The 18698-nt window shown below is 55.7% G+C and carries 14 protein-coding genes; 3 read left to right on the top strand and 11 right to left on the bottom strand.

The genetic code is table 11. The features are described 5' to 3' along the window. The first annotated feature begins 28 nt into the window (after positions 1–28). Positions 29–349, top strand: a complete 321-nt coding sequence (gene glpE, locus I6N98_RS07940; RefSeq protein WP_198571246.1) for a thiosulfate sulfurtransferase GlpE — start codon at positions 29–31, stop codon at positions 347–349. Positions 350–445: 96 nt separating this feature from the next. Here the strand turns inward: glpE and roxC are convergent, their stop codons facing one another. Both roxC and I6N98_RS07930 read right to left on the bottom strand, forming a co-directional pair. Further along, entirely contained in the window at positions 446–2917 is a 2472-nt protein-coding gene (roxC, locus tag I6N98_RS07935) for a putative rubber dioxygenase RoxC (RefSeq protein WP_198571245.1), read from the bottom strand. A gap of 117 nt (positions 2918–3034) precedes the next feature. Then, entirely contained in the window at positions 3035–3676 is a 642-nt protein-coding gene (locus I6N98_RS07930) for a TetR/AcrR family transcriptional regulator (RefSeq protein WP_232787504.1), read from the bottom strand. A 390-nt stretch (positions 3677–4066) separates the two neighbouring features. Between I6N98_RS07930 and roxB the strand changes: the two genes are divergently transcribed. Next, positions 4067–6118, top strand: a complete 2052-nt coding sequence (gene roxB, locus I6N98_RS07925; protein WP_198571243.1) for a rubber dioxygenase RoxB — start codon at positions 4067–4069, stop codon at positions 6116–6118. A 101-nt stretch (positions 6119–6219) separates the two neighbouring features. Here the strand turns inward: roxB and sppA are convergent, their stop codons facing one another. Genes sppA through arsC form a run of 4 tightly spaced genes read right to left on the bottom strand, consistent with a single transcriptional unit; the run spans position 6220 to position 9433 of the window. Continuing rightward, on the bottom strand, positions 6220–8046 hold the full coding sequence (gene sppA / locus I6N98_RS07920) for a signal peptide peptidase SppA (protein ID WP_198571242.1): 1827 nt from the start codon (positions 8044–8046) through the stop codon (positions 6220–6222). Between the two features lie 24 nt (positions 8047–8070). Beyond that, positions 8071–8481 (bottom strand): DUF2069 domain-containing protein, encoded by a 411-nt coding sequence (locus I6N98_RS07915; protein WP_198571241.1) that lies wholly within the window; start codon positions 8479–8481, stop codon positions 8071–8073. Beyond that, positions 8478–9080 (bottom strand): NAD(P)H:quinone oxidoreductase, encoded by a 603-nt coding sequence (gene wrbA / locus I6N98_RS07910; RefSeq protein ID WP_198571240.1) that lies wholly within the window; start codon positions 9078–9080, stop codon positions 8478–8480. Before wrbA ends, I6N98_RS07915 begins: the two co-directional genes overlap by 4 nt. Next, entirely contained in the window at positions 9077–9433 is a 357-nt protein-coding gene (gene arsC, locus I6N98_RS07905; protein WP_198571239.1) for an arsenate reductase (glutaredoxin), read from the bottom strand. The genes wrbA and arsC overlap by 4 nt, the downstream gene beginning before the upstream one ends. A gap of 108 nt (positions 9434–9541) precedes the next feature. Here arsC and I6N98_RS07900 point away from each other — a divergent pair, with 108 nt between their 5' ends. After that, positions 9542–9976: a TlpA family protein disulfide reductase gene (locus I6N98_RS07900; protein ID WP_198571238.1), complete on the top strand. Its 435-nt coding sequence runs from the start codon at positions 9542–9544 to the stop codon at positions 9974–9976. 14 nt (positions 9977–9990) lie between these two features. Here the strand turns inward: I6N98_RS07900 and I6N98_RS07895 are convergent, their stop codons facing one another. The 5 genes from I6N98_RS07895 to I6N98_RS07875 all read right to left on the bottom strand — a co-directional run bounded on the left by I6N98_RS07895 (position 9991) and on the right by I6N98_RS07875 (position 18386). Continuing rightward, entirely contained in the window at positions 9991–10512 is a 522-nt protein-coding gene (locus I6N98_RS07895) for an O-acetyl-ADP-ribose deacetylase (RefSeq protein ID WP_198571237.1), read from the bottom strand. Positions 10513–10528: 16 nt separating this feature from the next. Continuing rightward, a complete protein-coding gene (locus I6N98_RS07890) occupies positions 10529–11635 on the bottom strand; it encodes a PQQ-dependent sugar dehydrogenase (protein ID WP_198571236.1) in 1107 nt (368 codons plus the stop codon). Between the two features lie 346 nt (positions 11636–11981). Further along, positions 11982–12326, bottom strand: coding sequence for a Fis family transcriptional regulator (locus tag I6N98_RS07885; protein ID WP_198571235.1), 345 nt, complete (start codon positions 12324–12326; stop codon positions 11982–11984). Between the two features lie 194 nt (positions 12327–12520). Then, positions 12521–13453 (bottom strand): alpha/beta hydrolase, encoded by a 933-nt coding sequence (locus tag I6N98_RS07880; RefSeq protein WP_198571234.1) that lies wholly within the window; start codon positions 13451–13453, stop codon positions 12521–12523. 106 nt (positions 13454–13559) lie between these two features. After that, positions 13560–18386 carry an NAD-glutamate dehydrogenase gene (locus I6N98_RS07875; RefSeq protein WP_198571233.1) on the bottom strand — a complete coding sequence of 1609 codons (4827 nt, stop codon included), beginning with the start codon at positions 18384–18386 and terminating at the stop codon, positions 13560–13562. Positions 18387–18698: the final 312 nt, after the last annotated feature.

The raw sequence follows: 18698 nt of genomic DNA, 5'->3' as shown, positions 1-18698 counted from the left end.
ATAAGCCGGAAAACAGGAGGAACAGACGATGAGCACCTTCAAGCACTTGTCCGTAGACCAGGCCCAGCAGCTGCTGCAAGACGACAACTGCCAAATCGTCGATATCCGCGATCAGCAGTCTTACTCACTCAATCATATCGAAGGCGCCACCCACCTACACAACGAAAACGTCGCCGGCTTTGTCGATGCCGCAGACAAAAACGCGCCTCTGATCGTTTACTGCTACCACGGCAATAGTAGCCAAGGCGCCGCGCAATACTTTGCCAACCAGGGTTTTGCAGAAGTCTACAGTATGGATGGCGGTTTTGAGCAATGGCGACAGCTCTATCCATCCGTCTCGGATAACTAACCTGCCAGTTCACGCTAACTCCTCGCCCTGCGTCTAAACTGCGCGCATAAAAAAGCCGCCCCGATAACATCCAGGGCGGCGTACTCTGGAGGAGTATTAAAGCGTCTTCAGGTACTCGATAACAGCCAGTCTTTCACGCTCGGTCAACGCATCGCTGAAGTCGTGCCCCTGGTTACCATTGCCAACTTTTCTGGTATCGAAGATCAGCCGTTTATCGATTCCACCAGGCGCAAGGTCTGGTACACCAACGATTGAACTCCAGTTGATCGTTTCATTGAGGAAGCCCTCGATGATTTGGGTAATTGACGGCTGTTCAGGGTCCACTGGATTACAGTTCATTAGCATAGAGCCGGGCATGTCTGAACACTCCAAGACATCGTGTTTCCAGCCCAGACGCTTATGGTCATAAGCCCGCTCTATACTCAGATCAAAGCCTTCAACCGGACCAATCGTTTTAATTGGCCGGCGCCATATTGCGGGCCGCTCGGAAGAATTCAACACTTGCTCCACGGTGGGCACAGAACCATTGTGAAAGTACGGAGCCGTTGCCCAAACACCGTAAAGCGGTGGCGCCTGGTAGCCAATCACACCGCGTTCCCAGCCACACGCGCCCTCAACACGTTGATCGGCGGGCAGGCCATCGTCAATTTGTTCCTGAAGAGCATTTTTGTCCTCAGGGTCTACCCAGCCCGGCTGACCCTCAGGAAAGGCCCACCAAGTCGTGCTGTAGGCATCCCGAAGGTAGGGGCTCAGCTCATCTGAGCGCGCACGGTCTGTGCCGATCACATCGAGGGGCGAGATATGCCCCGCCACCCCTTCCAGGGCCGGTGTCTCCAGGTAATTTGGATCATTCACGAAACGCGGTGAGTAGGCGCCGTGACAGCTGGCACAGGAGCCATTACCACCCAACGGTCGAGGCTTATCGCTATTCGCCTCTTCCGCCCACAGGTCTTTAGCGTGGAACAGAATGGCGCCCTCTTCAGCCAGTTGGGTATCGATGTCTCCTGGGTAGGCGGGTGACTCCAGTGAGGTGATAAAGGTCGAGGCATTGCGCGCATGAGCATCGGCGTTAGCGGTATAGGCGGCACCATCACCCAGCGCCGAGCTACCCGCGGCCATAACAATACGCGTGGCATCGATGGAGACACCGGCATCGAAGAATTTCCGCGAGCGGTGGCTGTAGTTCCACCAGGAGGGTGTGTCCTGCTGTTCTACGGTGGGATGGGGTTCCGCTGAGTTCAGAGCCAGTTTGGCCGGGTTCGGGTTGATATCCACGGTGTCGTAATCGGTGATCATAAACAACAGTTCGAAACCACCCACGGCATTGTTCTGACCACGCTGGCTCATGCCCAACAGGCCGAGGTTTATCCCCACACCAATTTCTTCCAGTCCCGCCGCCAAACCGGGAATGGGTACCGCACCAATCACACCATCCATAACCTGCATATTGAGGTCAGTATTGTTGTTCCCCGGACCAATGTTTTCCATCTGAACACCGAGGGTTTCACCATTGTCAGGGTCACCAATCTGACCACCGTGGCACATAAAACAGCCATTCTCGCCGATTACACCGGTCCAATTGCCATCTTCGTCCCTGCGCTGCCGGAAGCCCTGGGGCAGTTGTCCGGAACCGCCGTTAGTCGCATTGGGATCTTCACCGGGTAGCGGATAAGGGTTGTGATACGGCGCTGCATTCGCCCCGTAACGGAGACGGTACATCTCATCAAAGTTCTCGGGTCTTTCGGAAAGCCCCCAGGCCTGCCAGCGTTGATTGTAGCTTTCGGCATCTATGCCCTCACCGACCATCGTCGGCCCACCATCGGTAAACCAATGCTTGCCGGCATCTCGCTGACTGCGGTACTCGCCACAGGTTTTTGGTGCCTGCATGGAGTCGGGCTGGTTGACATGACAGTCTTCGTACCAGGCATTGTAGAAGACGGCCTTACCCTCATTGATACCAGGTTGTATCAACGTCCTTGGGTCCACAGGCAAGATAGCGCTATCGGGCTGCCCCTCACAAAATGTACTCCAGCGATGCCGCGCACGTGAGCTTCCCAGCAATGGCAGCTCCTCGACATTGTCAGACCCGCTGGATTCAAGCAGACAGCTTGCTGGATCGTCCCAGCACGACAACAATGTGACCATATCTTTGTAGGCGTCTGAGCCCACCGGCCAGTTCTTACCGCCACTGTGGGGCTCACTGTTATCCGAGTTTTCAACGATTAGTAGATTGCTTTCCACGCCCTCGCCCAAGGCCTTCCAGGCTGCATGGGTGTTGGCATAGTCACCGCTGCTGCTGGTAGACAACATGAACCGCTTGCCTTCATCCGTGTCGGCGACACCATCTGGAATGTGGCAGGTACGACAAAAATCCATCCGCGGCGCCATACGGGCAGCGAAAAACTCCTCGTCGCTGGAAAAGGACGCTCCGCGGCTGGGCTCGGCACTGCCCTGAGCGCCATCATTGCTGGCGTTGTTGGAGCCCCCTTGTACCCCACCGCCTCCCCCACCACAGGCGGCAATTACAGTGACAAAACAAACAAGTGACAGCGCTTTTATCTGTCCCATGGCAGACCTCTCCAAGATTATTATCGTTATTCCATAACCACAAATAGGTACACGTGTACCCATTCTGAGTAAAAGTTCTACCGAACAAAGTTGTCGCTGTCAAATTAACTTGGGGATTTATGGCGCGCCGTTTAGAGGCTGCCCGTCGATATATTTGGAGAGGTAGGCAACCATCGCATAGGCCGCCTCATCAACATAGTCCTGGGTAATCTCGCCATGGTACAGATTCGACACCCGAAACACCGCCGTACCAATATCAACTGCCAGAGACACCACATCGGGATGGCTACGTGGCTCAATGCCACGGGCATTGAGCATATCTGTGGTGAGTTTTCCCAGTCGGCGAATAGTAAGTTCCGTCACCCGAAAGCTCTCATCAGTCACCGCGCCGCCGAGAATTAGAATCCGACTGACTGGATTTCTGTTATGAAAAGCCGCAGCTTCTTGTACCATTTGGTAGATTATCTTATCCCAAGGCAGCTCGCTTAACTCGGTGACTCTGTTACTGAGTAGCTCCTCAAGCTGATCCAGATACTGATAGGTAAGTTCGTTAAGTATCGCGTAGGTCGTGGGGAAGAATTTATAGATACTGCGCCTGGTAAAGCCCAGCCTCTCGGCAAGCAGGGAAATAGAAAAACCGCTTAAGCCCACCTCCAGCAGCAGCTGATCGGCACCATCAAGTACGGTTTTATAACGCTGAACACCAGCCTCACGCTTTGGCTGTATCGCGATAGCACGCGGGTCTAAACCTGAATTCATAAAATAATTATGCCACAGGTACACATGTGCTCATATATGCACCGAGCCTTTACCCTGAACTGGCTCTAACCCTGGCAACCCGGCAGCTACCGGGTTACAGCCCTGTAGAGTATTGCTGGCCTGCTCCTCCTCAGATATCCCTCCCCAGCCACTCAAATGTATAGCTCACGACGACGCCACCTCACCCTCCCAGGAGAGCTGTTGATAAGGCGCGGCACCAAGACTGAAATATTTCATTTTAATTCAATAAGTTATAAAAAATTCGGCAACGCCTTCACAGCGATGGGCGCGAAAACACAATGAATGTCGCCACCTTACTAGCGGGGTTTCAAGCAAAGACCGAGACTTTTTCCGCAATCATAACTTTAATAATTTTTTGGAGATTACACGATGCGCGGAGTTCGCATATTACCCGCTACAGCTGTGGCCACCTGTTCTCTCGCCCTGCTTCTCACTGCCTGCGGCGGCTCGTCGTCATCATCGGCGGCGAATGGCGGCGACAATCCCAATCAGAACAATGACGAGGTATCTACCACCCAGGATTATCCCCTGCTGGGGCCACCGCGCGGTGGCAGCGTATGGTCCAACTACTGTAAAGGGCGTGACGATAACGCCACACTACCCCAGGATCCCAGAGAACTCTTGGTCCCGGGCGTCAACGAGGGTAAGGCTGTTGCCTTCAACGCCCATTGGCGCAGTTGTGATATTGGTGTAAGCCGCCCGACCACCTGTGGCGAGTTGCGTGAGCAGGCCGAGCTGGGTGAGTTTGTCGCCTACGGTAATGGCGAGATCGGCACCCCCGTTTCCTTTGCCGGGGGCCAGGAACGCCCCGAAGGGGTCCCAGCCGAAGCCTACAATAACCTGTGGCAGGTTTGGGGCCTGGAAGCTCGCCCTGACAATTTCGATGAGCTGGTAGCTCAACGCCACGGTGCCCCGCTGGCTCCCTGGCGAAACCCCTACCCTCTCCCTGGGGAGGACCCTAACCTCACCGATGGCGGCAGTGGACAACTGCCCGTGATCTATACACAAATTCGAGAGCCCGACGGCACATGGACTGGGGAGATTGGCACCAAGGTCTGTGCAGCCTGTCACTCCGGCCACATTGACGCGCCAGGTCTGGGCGCGATGCTGGGCGGCGCAGGAAGCATCGGCGACTTTACCGTCTCGGGCTCTGACCTGAATCAAGCCCAGGACGGCGGCGGAGCGGTTAATCCGATCTCGGCCATTACCATTTCCGAGAACCGCGGTACCGGCGCCATCGACTTTTTCCAACTGGCCTACGTGCTGTTTAGCGGGCTCGATCCGGAATTGTTGCTAAATGAAAAGATCCTGCTGAGCCAGGCCATCGGCAACATTAAAAGCCCGCCCTGGTGGAATATGGCGTACCGCTCGCAAAAATTCCATGGCGCGGTTTTCCCCACTGATGCCTCCCGGATTGATTTGGCGGCCTATTACGACCTGACACAGAGCCTTACCGGCAACGATGAAGAGGCCCTGGCATGGAATGATGCTCACTCCGGGCCCTTCCAGGTGTGGACAGAAACCCTCGAATCTCCCCAGTACCCAGGCCCCATCGATACCCAACTCGCCGAAGCGGGAGCGGTACTGTTTCATTCCAAAGATCTGTGGGCAGACGGCCTGAGTAATCCCGCCCCCCGTCCCGACGAGGGTAATGGCTCCTGCGCCAGCTGCCACGGTGCCTACTCGCCCCGTTATGCAAATGACCCTGATTACCTGGAAAACCCCAAGCTTGCCGGCCTTGCCGCCTACACCGTACCGATGGAAGTGGTGCGAACGGATCCGGTATACGCTGACGCAATGCAAACCATGCGCCGTTTTGACGGCAGCCTGCCGCCGTCCATTGAAGGACAAAACTTTAACTGGTGCGGTTTGGGTAACTCGGTAGAAACAGAGAACAACACCCCCATTCTGTTGGCTCCTCCGATGTGGGGCATCTGGGCGTCAGCGCCGTATTTTCACAATGGCGCGGTACCCAATATTTGGGGCGTGTTGGACCCAGACAGTGAACGTCCGGATATCTGGAAGCGCGTATCAACGCCCGCCAGACCCGACCAGGAAGGCAAGGTGGTGATGGGCTTTGATACCAACTTCGAACGTGCCTACGATCAGGAAAAACTGGGATGGAAGTATGAGGAACTCGGCTGTGGTGACCCGGGTACTCAAGCCTTTTTAGACTGCAACCCCATCGATGAAGAGCAGCCCTCTACTATTCAAGCGCTACTTGGCTTGCTCTACGAGCAGATCGGCATTACGTGGAACCTACCCCGCCCGCAATCCCTGGATATGAACAATGAGACCATTGAAAACCGCAAAGTTTTCAATACCCATCTCTACAGCCAGGGTAACCAGGGTCACGATTTTACCGCCGTACTGACCGACAACGAACGCCGGGCCATTATCGAGTACCTTAAAACCCTGTAGCGAGAGCTGGACCAACGACAGTCGTAAGCGGCGACATCGTTATCAATGTGACCCGAGGCGGTGGAGGCCCCACCGCCCTTTTTTTCACTGCTTCCCTTTCGCTAGGGCGCGGCGCAAATTAAACAGAAGGCAAACATACCGCGTGGGTCACGCAGCTGAAGTAAGTCTGATACCCATTCGGCTGAGGCCAGTGGTGTCAGCCAGCTTTGCAACTGACCCACCCAGGAACTTGGCAGTGCCTGCACCAACCCAGAGCCAAACAACAGTCGCAACAGTTCCTGTTCGGGGCTCAGCGGCAGGCGCAGCAGACGACTTTCGGCACCTTCCTGGCCCGCCAATTTGGCGGCCGAATCTATGGCTTGCTGAAGCGTACCCAAGTGATCCACAAGGCCGATTTGTTTGGCATCCACACCGCTCCAAACACGTCCTTCGGCAATGGCCGACACCTGTTCAGGTAGTTTCCCTCGCCCTTCCGCAACAATATTGAGGAAGCGCTGATAGCCATAGTGAAGGCCTTCCTGGATGCTGCGTTCGTGAACCGGATCAAGGGGCCGGTCAGCACGGAGTTTACCGGCGACATCGGTCGTCCCCACACCGTCGGTGGTCACGCCTAAGGCCTCCAGGGCATTTTCAAAGGTAGGAAACGCGCCAAAGATACCAATGGAGCCCGTCAATGTGGCCGGAGTCGCCCAGATCTCATCGGCACCAGCAGATATCCAGTAGCCCCCTGAGGCAGCCGTGCTGCCCATCGACACCACCAGAGGCTTGCCCGCCTGTTGCAATGCTTCCAACTCACCACGGATGATTTCCGAAGCCATAACCGAGCCGCCACCACTATTGATTCGCAGCACCACCGCTTTGATGGTGTCGTCCATACGCGCCTGACGCACCAGCCAGGCCAGACTGTCGCCGCCAATGGTACCGGGAGGATGATCGCCGTCGACTATCGGGCCACTGGCCACGATCAGAGCGACCGGCGCATCGCTGGTGGGCAGTTTAATACCCCGCTTAAAGTGCAGGTAATCCCAGAAATGTACTTGTCTAAAGTAACCATCGGCGTCCCGTCCAACCCGCTCAGCCATACGATCACTGAGAGCCGGGCGGGAAACGATGCCGTCTACCAAGCCAAAATCCAGTGCCGCCTGAGCCGAGTCGCCGTCGCGTTTCGCCAGTACTTTGTCGATGTGATTAACAAAATAATCGAATCGCGCTTCGGTGATCTTGCGCCGCTCAATGACCGTGTCTTTGTACAGCGCCCACAGCTCTTCCAGCCACTGCCGATTGGCCTCCTGGGCTTCGGCGGACATATTGTCCCGAATCAGCGGCTCCACCGCCGATTTATAGCTGCCGACCTTAAATACATGAAAGCGAATCTTGAGTTTTTCGATAGCCTGCCGAAAATAATTTCGCACTACCGCAAAACCTTCCAGTGAAACACCGCCCATGTTGTGGACGTAAATCTCATCGGCCTGGCTGGCCAAAAAGTACTGATCCTGATCGTAGTAGTTAGAACTGGCTACCACGGTTTTGCCCGCCGCTCTAAAAGCCGCTATGGCGTCGGCCAGTTCCAGGGTGTTGCTAAGGCCGATGTGACTGAGCCTATCCAACTTGAGGAGCAATATCTCGATATTGGAGTCCTGTCGGGCGTAATCGACGGCTTCGATCATGTCGCTGAGCAGAGTCTCTGAGGGGAGGTTGCCACTGATATGGCTGACCGTATCCACCGCCGTGTATTGGTCGACAACCGTGCCTTCCGGGGCCAGCACCAGCACCCCACCTTCCGGCGCTTCGACACGAAACAGGGTGTAGAGTGTGAAACAGAAGCTGCCGATCACCAGCAAAAATAGAATATTTAGCGTCCAACGCCGGGTGGCGTCGAGAAAGGCGCCCAGGCGGCCCCAAAATCCCCGTGTTCGCTGTTCACTCATAATGTGAAAAATCTCTTGGTCACTCTAGTTTGATTCCGTCGCCGATTCAGCGTCCGCTTGTGTTTCCGTCAATTGTCGCAGGGAGCGGGCATGCCAGCGAATAAACAGCGTGGCGCTACAAAATAGCAGTACCACCAGCACCAGTTCAACGTGGTTAATCATCAATGCCCGGGGTGACATGCTCTGTGTCACCGCCATTACAAAGTAGCCCAGCGCCACAAAGCACAGCCACGCCAAACCCTTCAATTGATGTTTAAACACACTGTAAGCAAACACTGCCAGCGGAAAAATCCGGATAACCCAGATCGCAATACTGGGTTGCCGACCTTCCTGCACCCATACCCAGGTGCTCAGGCTTAGAGCCGCAATCAGCGACACATAGCTTAATTTCATTACCGCGCCGCTAATTTGCGCTTTTTTTTCAAAGCCGTTCATTCAGCTTGATCCAGTTTTTTGGCTAAACGCCCGACCCGCTCGCCCAGGGCCTTGGCCAGGGCGAGCTCGGTCTCATCTACATCACGGCCCTGTTGGCCCGAAACGTGGGAGGCGCCGTAAGGCGTTCCACCCGTGGTAGTGGAATTGAGCGCCGCCTCACTGTAAGGAAGTCCGGCGATCACCATGCCGTGATGAAGCAGGGGCAACATCATGGTAAGCAACGTCGTTTCCTGGCCGCCGTGAAGGCTGGCACTGGAGGTAAACACGGCAGCCGGCTTACCGATCATGGCCCCAGTCATCCACAGCCCGGCACTGCCGTCGATAAAATACTTGAGCGGTGCAGCCATGTTGCCAAAGCGAGTTGGGCTGCCCATCACCAGCCCGGAGCAACCCCGCAGGTCGGCATCTTCGGCATAGAGGTGGCCCTCGTCCGGGATGGCAGGCTCAGTGGCCTCACAGTGGCTGGAAACCGCTGGTACGGTGCGCACCCTGGCCTCCAGACCGCTCAGCGCGACACCCCGGGCCACAGCCTCCGCCAAGCGGCGCGTCGCGCCATTGCGGCTGTAATACAGGATCAAGACAAAAGGCTCGTCACTCACGATGCTATCAGCTCCAATACGTTTTCCGGCGGCCGTCCGAGCACCGCCCGCGCACCTTTAACTACAATGGGCCGCTCAATCAGTTTGGGGGCCGCCACCATCGCCTTGATGAGGTCGTCGTCACTCAAACTGCTGTCGGCCAGCCCCAGCTCCTTGTACTCTGCCTCACCTTTGCGCAGCAACTGACGCGGCTCGAGGCCCAGCTTTTCAAGCAATTCGGCCAGGGTGGCCGCATCCGGCGGCGTCTCCAGGTAGCGAATCACCTCCGCTTCAATGCCGTTTTCCTCCAGTAATTGCAAAGTCTGTCGGGACTTTGAACAACGCGGATTGTGGTAGATGGTGTAGTCAGACATGGTAATCCTGTGAATCCTTGGACAATCAGCTAAAATCTGTCGGCATTATACACAGCCCGCCCTGGCCTTGGGCGCACAGACACAGTCACAAATCACAGGAGTTACTCGATGCCTGCATTCCGTCGTTTGTTCAACACAGCCCTGCTTGCCACTCTGGCAGCACTGCTCGCCGGCTGCCAAGCAGACAGCGAATCTGTGGACGGCAAAACCTGGCAGGTTATCAACTATTGGGCCAGCTGGTGTGGCCCGTGCCGAGAAGAAATTCCCGCCCTCAACCAGCTCAACCGCAGCCGCGACGATGTCATCGTTCTGGGAGTCAATTACGATGGTTTACAGGGCGATGCCCTGGCCGCCGACGAAACTGAGCTGGGGGTAGAGTTTGACACCCTGGCGGAAGACCCTGCTGAACGCCTTGGGCAAAGCCGGCCACGGGTGCTGCCAACCACCTTTATTGTCAGCCCTCAGGGTGAGGTGGTTGAAGTGTTAACCGGCCCCCAGACCGAGGACAGTATTCTCGCGGTTATCGACCGCCCCCGGGGGTAATCGCCGGCCCGCTGCTAGGCCAGCGCCGCAAGCCAGTGGTCCTTCATGCGTTTATCAAAGCCCACCAGCGTGACGGCCTCAATGCTCTGTGCGGCAGGTTCAATCAGCGCTTTTTCCAATGTCGACACGGCCAGTTGGGTGGCCAACTCGGGCGGGTAGGCATAAACACCACAACTGATCGCGGGAAAGGCCAGGCTTTTCATCCCCTGTGCTGCGGCAATCTCTATACAACGCCGATAGCAAGAGGCCAGCAAATTTGGCTCGTTGTGTTCACCGCCACGCCACACCGGGCCCACGGTATGGATCACATAACGGGCGGGCAACCTATACCCCGGCGTCAACTTGGCATCGCCGGTCGGGCACCCGCCCAAACCACGACAGTACTCTAGCAATTGGGGGCCCGCCGCTCGGTGGATGGCGCCATCCACCCCGCCACCGCCCAGCAAACTCTCATTAGCGGCGTTGACGATGGCATCCACGGCCAGAGTCGTGATATCCCCCTGCCAGACATGCAGTTTTTCCCTCGCCTTGCCCATCGCAATATCCTCTGGTTTAGGGTTGTACACGAAGTAGCCGACCTCGGCTGTCATCGGTGAGTATGTACAGCAGTCCGTCAGGCCCTTGGACCACATCCCGCACCCGCTGGCCAAGACTCTCTTCAAACAGTCGCTCCTCACCGACAATCTTGCCGTTTTCTACGTCCAGCCTCACCAATTGTTGGAACTTCAAAGAGCCCACAAACACATCGCCCTGCCATTGCGGATAGCGCCCGCTAGTGGAAAACGCCATGCCAGAGGGAGCGATAGAGGGGACCCAATAGTGCAGGGGCTGAGCCATACCGGCTTTATGCGTTCCAACTCCAATCTTGCCGCCCCGATACTCTTCACCATAGGTGATCACCGGCCATCCGTAATTGACACCTGCACGAGTAATATTCACCTCGTCGCCACCCCTGGGGCCGTGTTCATGAGTCCATAACTCTCCGGTATCGGGGTGGATAGCCGCCCCCTGCACATTGCGGTGTCCATAGGACCATATTTCCGGCAGCGCTTTACCCCCTTGCGAAGCCGCGTAGGGATTATCTTCCGGGATACTGCCATCGGGCCAGATGCGAATCACCTTCCCATGATGGTTATCCAGGGTCTGGGCATCGTCTCGAGCCGTCTGCCGGTCACCAAGAGTGATAAATAAATGTCCTTGCGGGGAGAAGGCCAAGCGGGAGCCAAAATGTCCGCGCGAGGGATAACGGGGCAATTGACGGAAAATCACTGCCACATCGACCAGTGAGTTACCCTCCAAGCGCCCTCTCGCCACCGCGGTGGAGTTCCGTCCTACAGATGGACCGGGCTCGGCATAACTGAAATACACCCAGCCGTCACGATAGGCCAGATCCAACAATCCACCCTGGCCGCGAGCGTCCACATCGGGCATACCGGACAGTGGTGGGCTCAGCGTTCCCCCTTGCCAAAGGCGCAGGTTGCCCGATTTCTCGCTGATTAAAATGCGGTCCTTATCTAAAAATGCGACGCCCCAAGGTTGGTTCAAGCCTTCGACCACCACCTCTAGGTGGGATTCCGCCCGCGCGCACGCTGACACCCACAAAGCGATAAAGGGAAGTACTAAAACAAGCTGACGGAACAGTGTACTGACGAGTTGCATGAGAAGCTCTCCCCGATTGCGGGCTCACTGATTAAGGGACCGCAAAATTGCAGTGTTAAACATCATGGTAGTCAGTTACTACGACCGAGGCCACCGCTTAATTGGTTAGCTTGTCAATTGATTATTGCGCGAGGAGTAACGGAGCTGGAAGGATGGGAAACACAAGCAAGATATGGCACGTAAAGTAAAGGAAGTACGACCAAAAGGTGTAGCCTGGTTCGAAGGCTGCCTGGAGAGTCGTATAAAGGAAGGGCCGTATTCTGCTGAGGCAGTGCGTATGGGATGAGGGTGTCGTATTTGCGCAAGGCCTGAAAGATCAGGGCCTGGAAGATTAGGGCCTGGAAAATCAGTGCTTGGATACTCTGGCGAATCGCTGCTTCCAGCTCCCTCCGCTGTCACGCTCGCAATTCTCTTCCGTATCAAAACTGACGTGGCGTTGAATCTGTTGAATAGTGATGTTTATTGCGGCGAGTTTTTCACCCACTTTTGACCGCACTGCCTCAGTATCGGCAGCGTGTAAATTCGCATTGGTATCGTATACACAGACGACCGACAAGGACGTGGGGAAATTCTGATAGTTGGCAAAGTGGGTTAGCCACTGGAAGCCATCATTCCAACGCAGCAGCTCTTCGCAAACATCAATCAGGGCCTGTCTCAGTGCATTGTCTAATTTTTTATCTGTTTTTTTCACCGCATGTCTCGACTATAACGGGGTCACACTATCCCAGCATGGATTTTGGCTAGCACTGGCATAAGCAGCTTGCCCGAGAGCCGCCTTTCCTGCAATTAGGCGGCTCGGGTATCTGAGGGCAATAACAGCGATGAGGGAAAGGGGCTCAACGTTGCCGGGTATGCATCAGAATTTTTATGCGGGATACAAAAGTATTAACTCAGCCGTGTTTTTAACCAGTCGATGGCATCGTCCATCAATTGACGGCCCAGCTCCAAACTGCTGAAGAAATTCCAGCTGCCGTGTATCGCGCCATCATAGCGTTTTGAATGCACTTCGACTCCGGCCTTTTGCAAGGCTTGCGCATAGGCTTCGCCATCGTCTCGCAAGGGGTCGAACTCACAGGTGGCAACCCAGGCCGGCGGTAAGCCAGCCAGGCTATCGGCTCGCGCTGGGCAGAGATCGGGGTTCTCCAGAGCAGCTTCATCAGTCACATAGTGCCCGGCGAAGTAGTCCATGTCCGCGCGAGTCAGCAGGTAGCCCTCTGCATTGTCCCGCAGCGAATCGGTCTCTTCACCGACATTGGTCACCGGATAGATCAGCATTTGCCCTCGCAATTCAGGGCCCCCGGCATTACGCGCCCGCTGCGCCATGACCGCTGCCAAATTTCCGCCAGCGCTGTCGCCACCAACCACCAAACGACCGGGGTCACCGCCAAAACTGCTCGCGTTTTTAGCTACCCAATTCAGCGCCGCAAAGGCATCCTCGGGGGCTGCGGGAAAGGGGTGCTCAGGGGCCAAGCGGTACTCTACCGACACCACGATACAGCCGGCACCAGCACAGACCTCGCGACAAGTCGGATCGTAATCCTCGACTGATCCAATCACAAAACCACCGCCGTGGACATACACCAATACGCCAAAGGGGCCTTCTCCCTTCGGCGTGTAGATACGTATTGGGATATCCCCAGCGGGTCCGGGTACGCGTCGATCCTCGACATTGGCCAGTTGCGCCTGGGAAGGCGGCAACATGGAAATGAGTGTAGAGAACGCTCTTCGCGACTCCGAGGGTGGCAAATCACTGAAGGGCTTGGCGCCAGCATCGGCGAGCATCTGCAAAAAGTCCGCAGTTTGGGGATCAAGTGGCATGGTGTCTCCTTGGGCTTATCAGTATCCCCCAAGTCTAATGCATCCCTTGCGCTGACACACCTCCATTGCCACCTGTGATCTATCCCAGCTGACGCCCTACTCTGAATTAACCGCTTTGTGCTAAGCCCGATAGCGAGGCATCCACAAGGTCCTGCAGTTCCCGAACTATCACAGTAAAAACGGACAAATCCTGGGTCGCCGACGCCCGCAGTGCATTGATCATACCTAGATAGCGATCAATCCGCGTCGTGTAGCCCGATTGCCAGGACGCCAGCACATTCATGCTATCCCCCTCCATGTGCTGGCTTAGGCCCACTGCCAGGGAGCGCAGTAAAACCTCGATATTGTCCACGTAGGATTCCCGTGCCAGGTCCTGCCAACGACTATCCGGTTGCCAATCGATAAGTCGCTGAAACATCCAGTCCAGGGACAAAAGTTCAACCAGATCAAACTGCAGGCTCATCATGGCATGGGCATCTACGTCGGTAGTCAAGGCGGCATCGACGCCCCCAGGCAGTAGATAAAATGCATCAAAAGCGGCGATACGCCCCGCCAGCGCCTCGGGTACACCCTGCTCGATCCAGTTTTGGCGGCGCTGCTGCCACATTGTTGACCAGCTCTGTCCCTGCATATCCGGTATGTCCGGCATCAGCCGCTGGAAATCTTTTTTCATTAGCTCAATGGTGTGCTGTGGGGCCACCTCGTGTTTATTGCGCAGGAACCAGCGGGATCCTCGCCGTCCCAGACGCATAATCTGGTGAAACAGTTCGTACTGGAGTTCGGTGGGCACAGCGTAGTCCAGCGCCTCTACCTGCTGCCACAATTCACCCAGCTCAAATAATTCCATCACCGTGACAAAGGCCATGGCGGTTTGGGGCGGACGGGCTCCTACTGAAATAGATTGCCGCAGGCTATAGCTAAACCCCATCAGGTTGACCATTTCATTCGCCAGTTGGGTCGCAATGATCTCTCTCTGTAGCCGGTGATGGCTGATATCCTGGCCGTATTTTTTCTGCAAACGAGCAGGAAAGGCGCTGAATACCCGTCTGGCAATCCAATCGTCGCCAACGATTTCCTCGCTGAGTAACTGCTCTTTGAGCTCGACCTTGGCGTAAGACACCATCACCGACAATTCGGGACGGGTCCAGGCTTTGCCTTCACCATAGTAGTCTTTAATCGTTTCGTTATCCGGTAGAAACTCCAGGTCGCGATGGAGCCGGCCAGTTTCTTCCAGATGCTCAAGAAAGCGCAGATAGTCGTGGTGGTGCTTGGCCCGCCGGTTTTCCGCCAGGCTGATGGCCAGGGTCTGTCGGTAGTTGTTCTCCAATACAAGGTCGGCGACATCATCAGTCATTTTTGACAGCAACTGGTTGCGCTGCTTGGCCGTCAGGTCCTCGGATTCCACTTTGGCATTGAGGAGTATTTTGATGTTGACCTCGTGGTCCGAACAATCCACTCCGGCGGCATTGTCGATAAAATCGGTATTGCAGATCCCGCCTTCCCGGCAGTACTCCATCCTGCCCAGCTGGGTTAGTCCAAGGTTGCCGCCTTCACCAAAGACTTTACAGCGCAGATCACGACCATTAACCCGCACCCCATCGTTGGCGCGATCTCCTACGTCGGCATGACTCTCCGTACTGGATTTCACATAGGTGCCAATGCCGCCATTCCAGATCAAATCCACCGGCGCCTGCATCAAACGTTTGATCAGCGCGTCTGGGGATAGGGCCTTGTCTTTACAATCGAGCAACTTGCGCATTTGCGCAGACAGGTTGATCTGCTTGGCGCTGCGTTCAAATACCCCACCTCCCTTGGAGATCAGCTCGCTGTTGTAATCCGCCCAGGAAGACCCGGGCAGATCAAAAAGCCGCTTCCGCTCAGCCCAGGAAGCCTCGGCATCAGGCTCCGGGTCAATAAAGATATGCAGATGGTTAAAAGCCGCTACCAAGCGGGTATGCTTGGACAATAGCATCCCATTTCCAAACACATCGCCGCCCATATCGCCAATACCAAGGGCTGTGAACTCTTCCGACTGAATATCCTTACCCAGCTCCCTGAAGTGGCGCTGCACAGCTACCCAAGCGCCCCGGGCGGTAATCCCCATGGCCTTGTGGTCGTATCCATTGCTGCCACCTGAAGCGAAGGCGTCACCCAACCAGAAATTGTGCTGTAGGGAAATCTCGTTGGCGATATCAGAAAAACTGGCCGTGCCTTTGTCAGCGGCCACCACCAGGTAGGGGTCCTCTTCATCGCGACACACCACCCCTTGAGGCCGTTCGACTCCCTCGCCGACGCGATTGTCAGTAATATCCAGCAGACTGCCGATAAACAGACGATAGCAGGCGACGCCCTCCTCCTGAAGCTGTTCTCGACTGCCCATTAGCGGAGCCCGCCGAGCGACAAAGCCCCCCTTGGCCCCGGTTGGCACAATCACCGCGTTTTTGACCTGTTGAGCCTTCACAAGGCCCAGAATTTCAGTACGGAAATCCTCCAGGCGATCAGACCAACGAATGCCGCCCCGGGCTACTTTGCCGCCGCGCAGATGCACCCCTTCCACCCGTGGTGAGAAAACATAGACCTCAAACTCCGGACGTGGCTGGGGAGCGAACTCCAATTGGCTGGTATTGATCTTGAGGGCAATGCAGTCCCGATATTCGCCGTTCTCGTCAGTCTGGAAGAAATTGGTCCGCAAGGTGGCCTCTATCACCTGCATATATTGGCGCAGGACCTGGTCTTCATTGAGGTTGGCGACCTTGTCCAGTGCCCCGATGATGCGTCGACGAATTTTGGCAATACGGTCTTCGGAGCTGTGTTTTTCGCGGCGCCGGGGATCGAAAAGGCAGCGAAACAAGGCCACCAGATCCCGGCAGATGCTGACATGGCCGGCCAATACTGTGGCGACAAAGTCCAGGCTAAAGGGCGAGCCCAGCTGCTTCAGGTATCGTGCATAGGCGCGAATAAGTGCAACCGTTCGCCAATCCAGCCGCGCCCCAAATACCAAACGGTTAAAGACATCGTTTTCAGCCTGGCCTCGCCATATGGCTCGCAGTGCCTCCTGATAGCTGTCGCGCACAGTATCCAGGTTCAGGGGCACACCATTGCCAAGGTCGTGCTCCAGGCTGAAGTCGTGCATCCAGACATCGCTCTCCCCCACCGGGCGAATTTGATAGGGATGCTCCACCAAAACCCGGGAGCCGAGATTCTCCAGCAGGGGCATAATATCCGAGAGCTGTAGCGATTCTTCCCGATGACACAATTTAAGACGCAGAGTGTTGGGCTCGGCCCCCAGCTCCCTAAACAGGCTAATGCTGATGTCGTGGCGGTCTTTGAGCTGCATACACAGCTCCAAATCATTCACCGCCATTAGTGGTGAAAAGCGGTCCCGATAGGCGGCGGGAAAGGCCTTCCAGAATCGGTGCCCGATCAGTCGTCCACGCTCGTCACCCAGGCGCTCTAAACACAGGTCGTAAAAACGCGCTGACCAATCCCGAGTGAGCTCGCGGATGTCGTGCTCCAGGGCGGCGACATCAAATTGCGGGGTGTTGCGATCGGCGATTCTAAAAATAAAATGCAGGCGCGCCAGCACTGACTCCGACATAAATTGCGTGGAGCGTTCACCGTCCTGCGTTCCCATTGCCTGGGCCAACAGATCGTGAATTTCTGTCTCCGCGTTAACCGCCTCTCTAGGCAGGTAAACAATAAAACTGACAAACTTTTCAAAGTGATCGACCCGGGCAAACAGGCGTACGGCTCGGCGCTCGTAAATCTTCCAAATGCCAAGCGCGGTCTCCAACAGGTTTTCATTACTCGCCTGCAGCAATTCGTCCCGGGGGTGCCCCTGAATTATGGCCCGGAAGGTTTTGCCGTTGTGGCTGGCATTATCCAGCTGGGAATGCTGGCACAGCCATTGTGCCTTGCTGCGGAGCAATGGAATTTGATCGATGCTTTGAAAGTACAGACCGGAGGTATAGAGACCGAGAATACGGGTTTCCCCCACTGCCCGCCCCTTTTGATCGAAACGTTTGACGATCACATAGTCGGCATACACACTGCGATGGACAGTAGCGCGTTGAGAGGATTTGGTAAAAGCCAAGGCGTGATCCTGCCGGTAAAAGGCTTCGAAGCCCTCTCCCAAGTCCTTCAAACGGATGGTGGGCAAGGCATCGCGACGGGTCATCAAACCCAGGCGTTGGTTCTCTTGCTCACTGATACTTTCCTGGCCCGCACGCCCCGAGAGCCTGAATTCCGCCATCCCCAAAAATGTAAAGTTACCGTCCCGTAGCCAGCGCAAAAACGCCAGCTCATCATCGTTGGGTGCATTTTGTTGCTCCAGCTCGGCAATACAGTTATCCACCCGTTGCAACATCGGTTCAAAGCTGCCCACCACCAGGGCCACGTCTGCCATCGCGGCAGTCAAGGCATTGTGAATACTGCGCAGTTGCGCGTCTTCACTGCTGTGGTCGATGAGGATGTAACCCACACTCTCGCGCTGATTGCTCTCCGCCAGAGAGCCATGATTAAAATCGCCGTTATTATCCCGGCTTAAGCTAATTACCGAACTCTCAAAAAGCTGGATGCCCATCCCCAAGCGGTTGAGCGCCATCCGCAGCGAGTCCACCAAAAACGGCATGTCGTCCTGGCAATAGTAAATAACCGTATGCTTACTGGACCACCCATCCTCTTCTGCCGATGGGTTAAAGACTTTTAGCAGCGGTTTACTTTGGGGCCGAGAACTGGCGAAACGGTACAGACCGAACAACACACCAAAATTTGACTCCGGCTGCCAATCCAGTTGATCGTCATCCGGGTGGACATGCAGGACCTGCTCGGCAAATTGTAGAAACCCGGAATAGGTCTCGGGTGGCAGCTGCTGCTCTCCGACTCGCTGGATACGCTTGATCAGCTGTTGACGGGTCGCGGTTTGTGCACTCATTAGGGCCTCACCTTACTTTTATTGCTGGCTTTCAATACTGGCGGTCATGCCGGGTAGTAAGTTGGCTGCTGGTGTTGGGACAAGTTAGCCCAGGGAAAATTCGCATGCCCAATCGAAAATTGCGGGGATCCGACCAGGCTGACCATCGCGGTATTCCTTCTTAAATCGGCAGCACTTACACCCACACCGCTTAAATTCACAACAGGCTAGACACTACCGGGCGAAAACGACAGTTGTGTGTCCAGTGCCTTGTATCTCTATGAGTGTAGCCAATAATGGGCAGTTCGACAGGAAGAGCCGCACTAGACGGCA

The organism is Spongiibacter nanhainus (assembly GCF_016132545.1).
Classification (GTDB): domain Bacteria; phylum Pseudomonadota; class Gammaproteobacteria; order Pseudomonadales; family Spongiibacteraceae; genus Spongiibacter; species Spongiibacter nanhainus.
This window is presented reverse-complemented; position numbering and strand designations above follow the sequence as displayed.